The 13,418-nt window shown below is 41.1% G+C and carries 10 protein-coding genes; all 10 read right to left on the reverse strand.

Annotated elements, in window-relative coordinates:
• Position 1: 1 nt before the first annotated feature.
• Positions 2–832: an amidohydrolase family protein gene (locus CDH51_RS15760; protein WP_100629524.1), complete on the reverse strand. Its 831-nt coding sequence runs from the start codon at positions 830–832 to the stop codon at positions 2–4.
• Positions 829–1,692 (reverse strand): fumarylacetoacetate hydrolase family protein, encoded by an 864-nt coding sequence (locus tag CDH51_RS15765; RefSeq protein WP_100629525.1) that lies wholly within the window; start codon positions 1,690–1,692, stop codon positions 829–831. Before CDH51_RS15765 ends, CDH51_RS15760 begins: the two co-directional genes overlap by 4 nt.
• 35 nt (positions 1,693–1,727) lie before the next feature.
• Entirely contained in the window at positions 1,728–2,486 is a 759-nt protein-coding gene (locus CDH51_RS15770; RefSeq protein WP_100629526.1) for an SDR family NAD(P)-dependent oxidoreductase, read from the reverse strand.
• A gap of 45 nt (positions 2,487–2,531) precedes the next feature.
• On the reverse strand, positions 2,532–3,551 hold the full coding sequence (locus CDH51_RS15775) for a response regulator (RefSeq protein ID WP_100629527.1): 1,020 nt from the start codon (positions 3,549–3,551) through the stop codon (positions 2,532–2,534).
• A 1-nt stretch (position 3,552) separates the two neighbouring features.
• Entirely contained in the window at positions 3,553–3,990 is a 438-nt protein-coding gene (locus CDH51_RS15780; RefSeq protein ID WP_100629528.1) for a response regulator, read from the reverse strand.
• 80 nt (positions 3,991–4,070) lie between these two features.
• Complete coding sequence (locus CDH51_RS15785) at positions 4,071–6,455, reverse strand: PAS domain-containing protein (protein WP_100629529.1); 2,385 nt, start codon at positions 6,453–6,455, stop codon at positions 4,071–4,073.
• Entirely contained in the window at positions 6,448–10,386 is a 3,939-nt protein-coding gene (locus tag CDH51_RS15790; RefSeq protein ID WP_100629530.1) for a PAS domain-containing protein, read from the reverse strand. Before CDH51_RS15790 ends, CDH51_RS15785 begins: the two co-directional genes overlap by 8 nt.
• Before the next feature lie 31 nt (positions 10,387–10,417).
• Complete coding sequence (locus CDH51_RS15795; protein ID WP_100629854.1) at positions 10,418–11,494, reverse strand: Gfo/Idh/MocA family protein; 1,077 nt, start codon at positions 11,492–11,494, stop codon at positions 10,418–10,420.
• 177 nt (positions 11,495–11,671) lie between these two features.
• Positions 11,672–12,247 carry a peptidylprolyl isomerase gene (locus CDH51_RS15800; protein ID WP_100629531.1) on the reverse strand — a complete coding sequence of 192 codons (576 nt, stop codon included), beginning with the start codon at positions 12,245–12,247 and terminating at the stop codon, positions 11,672–11,674.
• An 11-nt stretch (positions 12,248–12,258) separates the two neighbouring features.
• Positions 12,259–13,407, reverse strand: coding sequence for a 1-acyl-sn-glycerol-3-phosphate acyltransferase (locus CDH51_RS15805; RefSeq protein ID WP_100629532.1), 1,149 nt, complete (start codon positions 13,405–13,407; stop codon positions 12,259–12,261).
• Positions 13,408–13,418 lie beyond the last annotated feature (11 nt).

Below are 13,418 nucleotides of genomic sequence, written 5' to 3' on the forward strand. Positions count from 1 at the left end.
CTTATTTTTCAAGTTTGTAAAACTCCGTAGCTGTTTTGCCCATCACCCATGATTTTTCTTCTGAAGAAAGGCTGTTGGTGAAATTTTCCACTGCTTGGAGGATTTTCTCATAGCTTCCAGCCAACTGAGATACTGGCCAATCACTCCCAAACATCAGGCGTTTTGGACCAAATAATTCCAGAGCAATCTCGATGTAAGGCATAAGCGTTTCTTCTGACCAATTATTCCAATCGGCCTCAGTGGCAAGACCCGAAACTTTTGCATAGACAAACTCCCGTTCGGCAATGGGTTGAAGGTTTTTCTTCCACTCTTTCCATTCCCCGTCTTTGATTAGTGGCTTGGCCAAGTGATCTATCACCAAAGCATGTTCCTCACATTTTGTCACCAATTCTAGAACAGCAGACAAATGCCAAGGATATACCAGGATGTCGTAGGTGTATCCCTTTACTTGTAGGGATTTAATTCCACGAAGGAAATTCTCCCGAAGCATGTATTGTGGAGGCTTGGCTTGAAGAATTTCCCGAAAGCCCTTCAATTTCTTGTTTCCATGATATTGCTCCAGGACGTGGTTGAGTCGGCTCGAGCCAATATCTGTCCAGCCCACGACACCTTTGATCCAGTTGTTTTGATCGGCTAGATCGAGCAGGTAATCTGTCTCTCTAAGACTTTCCTCGGCTTGCACGGAGACACAGCCTTCAAACCCAAACTCCTCCAAGTATGGCTGCAAATCTCCGGGTTTAAAATCCCTTCGAATGCTTTTCATACTATCGTCTATCCAATCTTGTCGAGCAGGATCATATTCCCAAAAGTGCTGATGAGCGTCGATTCTCATGCCTCCGGGTCATTCATGGCGACTTGTCGGGAGTTTCCAAGACCATCTATGCCCAATTCCACCACATCTCCATGCTCCAAGTATCTGGGATTAGGTTTTAAACCCATACCCACACCTGCTGGAGTACCGGTGGAAATCACATCACCCGGAAGTAGGGTCATGTATTGACTGAGGTGAGCGATGATTGTCGGAATGTCAAAAATAAAGTCAGATGTATTACTGTCCTGTACAATTTTTCCGTTCAGCTTTAGCCAAAGTCTTAGCTTGTGAGGATCGGAAATTTCATCCTTTGTAACCAAATAGGGGCCAAGAGGTGCAAAATGGTCTGCGCTTTTTCCTTTGACCCACTGACCTCCATGCCGGAGTTGAAAGTCTCGTTCACTCACATCATTGTGGGTGGCATATCCCGCCACGTATTCCATGGCATTTTCGACAGAGACATACTTGGCTCTTTTCCCAATAATGACCGCTAATTCTACTTCCCAGTCAGTCTGGGTTGAGTTTTTAGGGATGAAAATGGGATCATAGGGGCCACAAAGGGAAGAGGTAGCTTTCATAAAAATGATAGGTACTTCTGGTACCGGCATTCCGGCTTCTTCGGCATGCATTCTATAGTTGAGACCTATGCAAATGATTTTGGATGGCCGAGCGATAGGTGATCCAAGTCTTGCGTTTTTCGGGATTTCGGAAAGTTTACTTTGGTTTTCGCGGAGCCAGAGACGGAGCCGGTGCAAACCTTCATTTTCAAAAAAACTTTCATTCCAATCTTCTCCAAAGGAAGAGCAATCTAAATTTTTACCGTCTGCTGTCTGAATTCCGGGTTTTTCTTGGCCGATTGGTCCAAATCGAAGCAATTTCATAGTTACTGGGTGTTTTTGATTTTGGCTAAGCCAAGTTACATTTTTAGATTCAAGAAGCCACCGTCAATATTATAATTGGCACCAGTCACAAAGCCACCGGCGTCAGAGCTGATGAAGTAGGCTAATTCGGCGATTTCTTCAGGGCTAGCCATTCTTCCAATGGGTTGGGTAGCGGCAAGCTTATCAAACATTTCTTTTTCCTGACCAGGATAGTTTTTTTCCAAAAAATCATCCACAAAAGGAGTGTGCACTCTTCCCGGTGATAGACAGTTGCAACGGATTCCTTTATCCACATAATCTCTTGCTATGCTCAGAGTCATAGAAAGTGCTGCCCCTTTTGTCATGCTGTAGGCAAAGCGATCGGGTATCCCCATGGTTGCGGCTACGGAGCAAAGATTTAGAATAGATCCGCCACCATCTTCGAGCAGCTTTGGAAGGGCTGCTTTGGTACAGACAAACATTCCCTTCACGTTGATTTGAAATAATCTTTCGAAGTCTTCCATGGATGTGTTCTCCACCTTACCAATATGGGAGACTCCCGCATTGTTGATCAAAACGTCTAGCTTTCCAATGTGGCGCTTGACATGGTGACTGACGGCATCGAAATCCATCACATCTGCATGCCAAAAATTAACCTGATGACCACGTTCCATTTCCTCATGCATCACGCGTTCGCCTTCGGGGATATTATTATCGATGAAATAGACGATGCTTCCCGATTCAGCAAATTTACGAACCATAGCTAAGCCAATTCCGCTTGCTCCTCCGGTGATGAGGATATGTTTGTCTTTCATTATTATGGGTTTTAGGTCTTTCGAGTTGCGACTTTACGAGAGTTATCAATTTTCTGATTTATCAGATAGAATTGACTCAGATTTTTTGCTGATATCCCGGATGATTTGATCCAGTTCTTCCGCGGAGTTTTTGATATAATTGATCAATTCAAGATTTTCTTCAGAGGTTTCACTGTCTTTGAGGTCTAGTAGATTAATCAGTCCCATAAGTCTAGAAAGAGGGGCTCTGACCACATGGGATTGAATCCAGGCGATCTCCCTGAAAGTTTTATTCTGCTCCTCTATCGTAGCAATATGTCTAATTTGGTCTGTGATATCGTTCACCACTACTATCTTCGCTTCGACGCCATTGTATTCTATTGGAGCGGATTCTATTTGAACATCGATTTTTTGATTTGACTTAGTATAGTGGGTTTCTCTATTGATATAAATTTCATGCTTTAGGGGTGAATTGATGGATTTGTCCACATTGGATCTCGGAATATCTTTGCAGATGATATCTGAAAGTTTCATTTGTAAAAACTCTGCCTCTGAGAATCCATATTTTTTGACAGCGGCATCATTTACATCCAGGAATTGAAGTGTTTTTTGTTCAAAAACCCACATGGGAGAGGGGTTCAAATGAAAGAGTTCACTGTACCTTCGCTGGGAATCTTGCAATTCTTCGATATACCGGTTTCGCTCAATAGCGTATATGAGGCTTTTGTAAAGAAAAGCAGAGTTCAGCTCGTCTTTCAAGAGGTAATCAGAAATTCCTAGCGCCAAGGAACGTATGCTGAATTCTAAATCCGAAAAACCAGTCAATGCGATGATCGGAACTCCCTCAGATAGTTGTAAAACATCTTTGATAAGATCTACGCCGGCATGATCAGGAAGAGAAAGGTCTAGGAAGATGAGATCAAAATTCTTTTTGGTAATAAGTTCTTGTTTTGCGGAAGCAAATGAATCTGCATGGACTACTTCTGCATCTAAGATATACTCAGAAAGGTATTCTTCGATAAGCACAAAATCCCCCAAATTGTCTTCGACGACTAAAAAATCATAGTGTTTGTTATCCTTTCGCATCTCAGTTGGTGGTTGGAAGTTTGACTACATTAAACCAAAACTCTTCGATTTTTGAAGTTACTCTAAGAAAATCATTTACATCGACAGGTTTGGTGATGTAGCAATTTGCATGTTTGCTGTAGGCTTCTTGTATATCATTTTCCGAACTGGAGGTCGTCAAAACTATAATAGGGATTTTTCTAAGTGCTGGATCGCTTTTTATTTCCGTCAATACCTCATGGCCATTCATCTTGGGAAGATTGATATCTAAAAGCATCAAGTCCGGGAGCTGATTTGGTTGAGATACTTTCAGTTCCCTTAAGTAAGAGATGGCTGCTTCACCGTCTTTTTTAATAATGACCTCATTGGGTAATTGCGAATCCTTAAGGGCTTCCATTGTCAGAACAATATCCCCTTCGTTGTCCTCTACCAGTAAGATTTTAGCCATCCTCTTGCTCATAACTTTGATTTACTATTACTGAATCCTATTCCGGTAATGGGCTTAAGCTTTTTATACTAATTTTTAGTGCTCTGAGAGATTTAGGTCTTTTCAATTGTGAAAAAGAACTTTGTTCCAACTCCAATTTTGGATTCTACCCATATCTCCCCACCATGTTGGTTTACAATTTTTTTACAAATCGCTAATCCCATACCGCTTCCCTCATATTTTTCCTTGGAATGAAGTCGAATCATAACTTCGAAGATTTTGTCTTGTTCTTTTTCCTCTATGCCTATTCCATTGTCTTCAACTATAAATTGCCAAAAATTTTCCAATTCAACACATTTTATCGAAATAATTGGCGTGCTATTTTCCTTCGCAAATTTTAAAGAATTGGTAATCAGATTATGGAATAGCTGTTGGATAGGTACCCTTATCGCTTGGATAATTGGCAAGTTTTCAGCTTTTATTTGAGCTCCTTTGGCTTCGATACTCTGTTTGTTGATTTCAATAATTGATTCAATAGTTTTATTTGTATCTACTGATTCCTTGTTTTTCGAATCGAAACCTATTCGTGAATATTCCAAAAGATCTTCGATAAGCAGGCTTAATCGCTTTGCGCCTCCTACAGCAAAATCAATGTATTGATTCCCTTTTTCATCCAGTTTCTCTGCATATTTTTTTTGTAGGAGTGACAGAAATGAACTGATCATTCGGAGTGGTTCACGCATATCATGTGATGCTACAGAAGCAAAGGCTTTCAATTCCGAATTAGTGGACTGAAGCTGTTTATTTAATCTCTCTAATGCCTCCTCTTTGGCTTTCTTCTCGGAAATATCGATCTGTGTACCAAACATCCACAAGGGGCTTCCATCATCAGCCTTACTCATCACTCTGCCTCTCCCTAAGACCCAAACCCAATGTCCCTCTTTATGTCTTAGTCTTATCTCAGTTTGATAGAAGGAGGTTTTGCCGGAAAAGTGATCTTCGAGGTCTTTTTGAGCTATTGGAAGGTCTTCTGGATGTAAAAGGCTTTCCCAGGTTTTGATGCTGATGGGTTCTAGATCATGCAGTTTATATCCCAGAATCCGAGCCCATTCTTCATTAAAAATTGTTTCTCCAGTCTGTACATTCCACTCCCATGTTCCAGCTTCTGTTCCCTCGATCACTCTTATGAGTCTTTCTTTCTCGCTGGCAAGGGCCAGTTCCGCCATTTTTCGTTCGGTGATCTCTTGAATAGCCCCGATCATTCGGATTGCCTTTCCCTTTTCGTCTCGCAGGATGTACCCGCTGTCAACGATATAGTGGTATTTTCCTTCTTTGTCTTTGACTCTGAATTCAGCTTTCCAGTATTTCGCGTCGCTTTCTAGTGTCTTTGTTAAGTTATTTTGGATTTCGGGTCTGTCCTCTGGGTGAATCAGGTTATTCCAAAAATTGGGATCTTTTGTCTGTTCTTCAGGGTTAAAACCAAAATGTTGTTCAAAACTTTGGCTTCTAAGTACTTTGCCTGTGACAAAATCCCAATCCCAAATCACATCAGAAGTGGCTCTAGTGGCATATTCATAGCGTTCGTTTGCGGCTAACAATTCTTGCGATTGCTCTTCTATTCTTTTTGATAAAAGTGCTGGTTGTCGTACAAAACTATAGGCCAAGAACCCAAAAAGTCCCGCTGAAATTATTCGCAATAATATTACGGGTGTCAGATTCCATAGCATGATGGGCTCTATCTGAGTTAAGGATATTTCCCAATTTGCGTTTGGGATAAATTTTGATTTAGATATCCCTGCTGGATTTTTGAATTCAGATTCAGATTGAAAAAATATGGAATCCAAGCCTTCCTTACCGCTATCAATTTTTTTTATCTGTAATAGAGTATTAGGTGCTTTGGGCACCAAAAAGGTAGAATCTAAGAGTTTGTCCAGGTAAATTATTCCCGCCGAGAACCCCTTAAAAGTGCTGTCTTCCTCAGAAAAAATAGGAAGTCTACCTACTATCCCAGACCCACCTTGCTTGAGATTAATAGGCCCAGCGAAGTACACACCCCTTCTTTCAATTGCTTCTAATGCCTCTTCTTTGGTTTTTTCATCTTTCAGAATATCATAACCAATGACTACTTCATTTCCTTTGAGGGGATAGGTAGCGATGATTTTACCACTATCCAAAATTTGGACAACGCTGACTGATGGATGGCTTTCGATAATGGTCTCTCCTGCTGATTCGAAATTATTTTCTATTTGGTAGTTTTGACTGAAATGTGCTAAGGACTTAATTGCTCCAGTGGCATCGGATAGAGAGGTCTCGATTTGATCACTTAGTCTATTTAATTCTGTACTAATTTGTTGCTCTACGTTTAATACTCGGAGTTGGTACTCCTTGAATGTGACATAGCTAGAAATCATGAGGAAAAGTATACAGATTAATACCCCAACTGTCTTTGGGTTACGATAAACTAACTGCATTATTTTTTCCTGAGGGCTTTTACTCATTTTTGGGTTTTTGAAGGGTGAAATGGAATGTAGAACCTTCTCCAAGTGTGGATTCTACCCATATTTTTCCTCCATGGATTTCGGTTATTTTTTTACAAATCGATAAGCCAATTCCAGAACCGGGGTATTGTTCTCTACCATGAAGTCGCTGGAAAATAATAAAAATTTTATCAAGGTACTTTGGATCGATTCCTATTCCATTGTCTTTAAGCTTAAAGTGCCAGTAGTTTTCTTCCTCCTCAGCAGAGATATCGATGATAGGCTTTACCCCGTCTCTTTTGTACTTAATCGAATTCGATATCAAATTATTGAATAATTGGATCAGGCCGCTTTCTTGAGCAAAAACTGACGGCAAGCTATTTATCTTAATTTTTGCGCCCGATTCACTTATGAGTTTTTTATTCAAAAGCAGCACTTCTTTTATGATTTGAGGCATTTGGATCCATTTTTTGGATTCCGTAGCTTCCTTGAGTCTGGAGAAATCCAGCAAATCCAATATAATGCTTCGCATACGTTTGGCTCCATCTACAGCAAAGGAGATGTATTGTTTGCCTTTTTCATCAAGAATGTCGTCATACTTCTTTTCAATCAAACCTAGGAAGCTGGAAATCATTCTTAATGGCTCCTGCAAATCATGAGAAGCGACATAGGCGAACTGCTCCAGTTCCCTATTAGAATTCTCTAGTTCCCTATTTGAGGTCATCAATTGTTGATTGAGTGCTTTCAGGGATTCTTCATATCGCTTTCTGTGGCTGATATCTTGGATAGCCCCTACCATTCTCACAGCTTTACCTTTCGAATCTCGGATAATAGTACCCCGGTCTACTACATAAAAAGTCTTGTTTTGATTGATGATGCGGTATTCAGATTCAAATATTGTTTTTTCTGGGTCCTTCAGGACCTTATTCAGGTTTTCTTTCACACTGATAACGTCTTCAGGATGAATGGATTCTAGCCATATATCATGATCGTGCTGAAGACCTGCCACATCCTGGCCTAACAACTTATTGAAGCCTATTCCCCAGTAATGTTCACCAGTCTGTATATTCCAATCCCAAATAGCATCGTGTGAAGTATTGGAAATAATAGTAAATCGCTCATTGAATTCGGCAATTTCTTCTTCGGCCTTTTTTCGGTCGGAAATGTCCCTCACAAAAACAGAAAGTCCGACGGTTCTAGGGTAGACTGAAATCTCGAGCCAAGCTTTGGTGAAAGGGTCCTTTATTTCAAAATCTACCTGGGATTTGCTTTTCATTGCATCCTTTAAATGCTCAGCAAAGTCAGGGTGAATAGCTTCCCCAAAGACTTCCCATATAGTTTTATTTAAGACGACGTCACTTTTCAGTCCAGTCAGCTTTTCTGCTCGGTAGTTCCAATAAGTGAATCGGAACCTGTCATCTAATGAATAAAAGGCCTCTCCGATACTTTCTAGGATGTTGATGTTGTTTTCTAAGGCCTCAGCGAGCTGGGTCATCGTCTCTTGCCTTTCAATAGCAACGGTGAGGTTGTTTATGATAGATTGGACGAAATTCTTTTCTTCCTCAGTCCACTCGCGATCTTCAAAATAACAATCGAACCCGACATGGGCGAAGTATTCTCCATGTACATAAACCGAAACATTAAGCATGGATAGGATATCCTGGTCCTCCATGATTTGTCTGGTATGGTCCTTAGCATCTTTCAATAATAAAGTAAATGGTTTTTTGACTGAAGCATCCTGGATCAGTAAGGGATGCTCGTCGATCGGAATAGTATGATATTTTGGATTTTGGATTTCTTCTTTGACTTTTCCATTGGTCCATTCATAATCAAACCTTACATATTCCCGTCCATTTTTATCTTCAATTTTTCGAAATAAGTAAGCTCTATCTGCACGAATAGTTTCTCCCATGATTCTCAGCACATCATCCATGATGTTCTCCCAATTGTCTGCAGAAAGGAACACTTGTGCACACTCTGCAGCCTTTTGTATGAATAGGGTTTTTTGGGCTATCGCGGCTTCCCTCTGCTTTTCTAGGCTGATATCTTGTAAGGCACCGACAATTCGAATGGGCTTGCCAGTCTTGTCGCGCTGTATGGAAGTTTGTTCTTTGACAAATGCATAAGTTCCATCAGCTTTCTTAAAACGATAAGAGCCTTTCCATTTTTTTGCATTTGGATCTTTACGTGCTTTCTGGATGTCTTCAAGAATTTGAGGTAAATCATCTGGATGGACGCAACTCTCCCAGAAGCCCTCCGGTACGTATTGCATTTCTTCAGGATAGCCAAAGAGGTGGTGGTATCCTTTTCCCCAAAAGATTTTTTTGCCTAAAATATTCCAGTCAAAAATAGCATCTGTGATCGCCTCCGTAGCTAAGTGAAAACGTTCATTGCTTTTTTTCAATGTCTGCTCTGCCCAATACCTGTCGGTCTCATCCCATACGGTCGATATCATTAAATCCTGATCCAAAATGGGAATGTTTTTCGCGGACACTACTCTTTGTTTCCCATCCTGAGTAGTGATGAATATGTCCTGCCACTGCATTCTGCTGGGATCCCCTGACTGCATATCCGATATGATTTGCTGAGAAATCTTCGCCCGGTATTCGGGATCGGGATATGCTGATTTGAAAAAAGATTCTACGTCCTTGATGGTTGATTTTGGCCAGCCGTAAATTTCCGAGAAGGCATTGTTCATAAAAGTGGCTTTGCCGCTGCTGATTTCATTCACAGCCACTCCTATGGATATATTTTCGAGGGCAGATTCAATGAAGTGATTCCTTGATTTCAGCTCGTTTTCTATCAGTTTTTCTTCCGTGATGTCCTGCGCTGTTCCTCTAAGAACTCGGTGACCGGAGTCTGGATTGATATAAGGACTTGCTCTTTCCCGGACATATTTAACTCGGCCATCTTCCATTATTATTCTATGGACGAAATCCAAGCTGCCAGATTCTGAAAGTGTTTGCTCTTGGGCTTCCAAAAACTCGTCTCTATCATCAGGATGGATGGAGTTTTTGAAAAAATTGAAGTCCGGCTCGAAATCGGTTGATATTTCCCAAATCCGATATATTTCGTCAGACCAAAAGAGTTTCCCACTCTTTACATCAAGTTCCCAATATCCAAGCTTTGCGATTTTTTGGGCTCTGTTGAGTCTTTCGAGTAGACCTTTTGTCTCTTTCTCCAATTCTATTTTTTCGTTGATATTGCGGGCACTTAAAAATAGAAGTTGGTACTCAGGATCGGTCGTGATGGACCACTCAAGATTGACAATACCTCCATTTTTATGGATGTATCGATTTTTAAAAATTGAAATAATTTCTCCTGCTCGTACCTTTCGGGCGGCTTGCATGGTCTCGGGGAGGTCTTCGGGAAAGACCAGGTCTTTCAAGTATTTACCAATCAACTCATCTGGATGATATCCTAAATTTTGATAAGATGATTCGGAAATATTTTGAATAACCCCATCCCAATCTAATTCAATTAAAAGGTCTTTGGAGTTTTTGAAGAAGCTTTGTAGCTCTCTTTTTTTTCGCTCTGCTTTTTCCTGAAGGAATTTTTCAGCGCTGATGTCTTTTATTATTCCGTAGACCTTGATAGGAAGTCCTTCCTCATTTTTTTCTATATGACTTTCGGAGACTATGTGTCTAATTTCTCCATCTGGCCTAAGAATCCGTTTTTCTATTTTAAAGCTTTGACCAGTTTCAATGGCGTTCTGATAGGCTGTCTTTGACTTTTCTCGGTCTTCTTGGTGAATACATGAGAGTCTTAAACTTTCACTAGGACTGTCTTTTTCAGGATCAAGTCCAAAAATCTCATAAAACTGATCCGACCAATAGTAGTCTCCTGTGAGCAGATTCTTCTCCCAAAAACCCATATTGGCTGATTTCTCAAGCTTTCTTACCAAACCGATAAGAGATGATTCAGATATGTTTTTATTCTCTTTTTCAGCCATTTTTTAGAAGTTTTAGAGAGAAAAAATCACGCTACTTCAACGTTATTATTTTCCCTGTTTTGACAGATTCGTCACATGCGAAGGCTATTTTCAAGCTGTTTAAGGCATCGGCAAGATGATCGGTCAAGTCTATATTTTCATTGATTGCCTTTAGGAAATAGGCCTGTTCCCTGTCGCAAAGTTCTTGATGTCCAGGCTCATCTTTCATATCAATCCATTCATCTTCTTTGGTGAAGTGATTTTTGGAGTCTATCTCTGCGTGATGAACACGGATGGATTCTGTTTTGGTATGGGAGTCCACATCGTCGGATTTCCCCGATCCTCCGGCGTCTTTTGCCACGATCGATACAGCGCCCTTTGGACCAAAGACATCCTTGATGAAGAATGCTGTCTCTGAGACCATCGGTCCCCATCCGGCTTCATACCAGCCGACCGAGCCATCTTCAAAACGAATTTGGAGTTGACCATAATTGTAATTGTCAGGTGCGATGTCTTCAGTCAATCGTGCTCCGATGGCTGATACAGTTACTGGCTTGGAACGGGTCATTTGACACATGACATCGATGTAATGTACCCCACAATCGACTATTGGGCTCAGGCTTTTCATCAAACTCCGGTGTACATCCCACATGACTCCATGGCTTTGCTGATTGAGGTTCATTCGCATGACTAGTGGTTTGCCTAGCTTCTGAGCCTCTTCGATAAATCGGATCCAAGAGGGATGATGACGGAGTATGTAGCCGACCACTACTTTTTTATTGGACTCTTTAGCTTTTTGAATGATCCTTTCGCTGCCTGCAATAGTATCGGCAAGTGGCTTTTCGATAAAAATGTGACAGCCCTGCTCGAGAGACCTGATGGCAATTTCTTCATGCGTGTCAGGATAAGTCGAGATACAGACAGCATCAGGTTTTGTTTCTGTCAATGCTTTCTGATAGTCATCGAATAGGGGGTAGTTGCCAATCAATTTTTGATTCAATTTTTCTTTACTGCTACCTCGAGATACTAATCCGCAGATTTCAAATTCAGGCATTTTATCATAGGCGGCGGCATGGGACGCCCCCATATTTCCACATCCAATTACTAAAATTTTTAGGGGGGAATTCATGGTTTTAGGTTTATATGCTAGTTGATCCAATAAAAACTGACATCTTGATGGCTCAAGATGATAGAAGTGAGTCATCCTAAGAGCTAACTCTATGTTTTAAGTTTAAAAAGAATTTTCCTCAAAATCAGACTTATTTGCTTTTAATTATAATTAAAGCAATAAGCTTGAGACTATGCCTCACTGAGTCTCTAGGGTTTTTCTTAGTTGGCGGGGAGAGATTTCAATGATATTTACATCCAAAGTAATAGCCTCGAGCGGCTGATCATTTTCATCCCGAGACACACGGACAATTTTTTCAACGATATCCATGCCTTGAATGACCTTCCCGAATACCGTATAATCCCCATCTAGGCGATGTAATCCTTCTTTATTTTCAACAATGTAGAATTGGCATCGGGCGGAAAGCTTATCTGGATTATTATCTCGTCCGGCTCCAACAGCACCGTAGACATGGGTAAGGGAAGGATCAAACTCCGGTTCTAAGAGATATTCCGGGTCATTAAATCCTTCTGGGGTATCTGGGCATCCACCTTGAGCGACAAAATCTGGAATCACCCGATTAAAGGTCAATGAATCCCAATATCCTGCTTCTGCCAGCTCGATAAAACTTTCACGATGCCGAGGGGTGCGCTCATCCAACATAATCAAGATTTCACCGAGAGGTGTGATAATCTGCCCCACCTCTATATTCTTTTGGTTTACAGGGTAAGCAAATATCGACTGTAGGAAAATCAGGATTGGGATGACCGACATAGTTGTATTTGTTAGGAACCGGCGCTGGATGTTGTGCTCAATTGCTTCTTGTTACTCACGGGGTTGGCATACATAGCCAAATAGTTATGTACTTCTTCTGGGTTTTTAGAATCAATTTTTTCTTCGATTCGCTTCTCAAAGGCCTCTTTCTCTTCCCTATTGTACTCTTCAGCAAATTCATTTTTTTGATGTAGCATATCGTGCGCTATGAAATTGCTTGGCCAAAGTCTATAGCCGTCCCATATTTTTTGATCAATGACAGTAGCCAAGTCGCTAAGCTTGTCACTGAGCGAGCCATCTTTTTGGTCGATTTCATCAATTTCCTTATCCAAGACTCCATTGATGGATAGATGGATGCGCTTTTTGGTACCGATAATGCCCCTCATGAGATTTAAAAAATCTTCATTTTCGCTTTTAATGTATTTTTCGTCGCGAGCCTTAGCGATCAGTTGTGGGATTTTAAGTTTGTCCGTCGGGTCATATTCATAAGAGATGGAAACAGGGACCACTTTTATTTTTTTGAAATACTGGAAAGCATCTGCATCCTTCTCAGCCAAAGTCAACATGCGGAGGACTCCTTTTTGAGTGACATCATTTCCGTCCTTTGTTCTTCCTTCTCGCTGAGCGATCCATACGGATCGGTTTTCGTGGAGGAGTGAATTGGAAATATATTCCGAAGCGATCTGCGAGCTTTCCAGTAGCTCCCTCCCTTTGAGTCCTCTGCGTATCGCAAAATTTCTATTGAGTCTCGAAAGGGTCTTCAAAAAAGGCTTTTTGATCAGGTTGTCTCCAATAGCCGAAGTGGTCATGACGAGCCCCTTTTCATAGAGACAGGCATTCAATAAGGAAGTGTCAAGGATGATGTCGCGATGATTGGAGATAAAGAGGTAGGCGGTATTGGGTTCTAATATTTCAAACCCAGAGGTGCTTAGTCCATCCGAACTCCTTTCCAAAACTTTCATCAGCCCGGGATAAATAAAATTGATCTGAAAGTCTCTAAGGGAATGCGTGCGTTTCATCAACTCTTTCCATTGTCCAGTTTTGTCCTCCGGAAAAGAAAACTCCATCATGGCTATCAGCATGGGGTTGTTGACAATTTCCAAAATAGCAGCATTTGCCTCGGCGTCGTAAAAAGGTCTTATCTGATCAAATTTTGTCATGAATCAATTTG

Source organism: Algoriphagus formosus (assembly GCF_002807035.1).
In the GTDB taxonomy this organism is placed as follows: Bacteria; Bacteroidota; Bacteroidia; order Cytophagales; family Cyclobacteriaceae; genus Algoriphagus; species Algoriphagus formosus.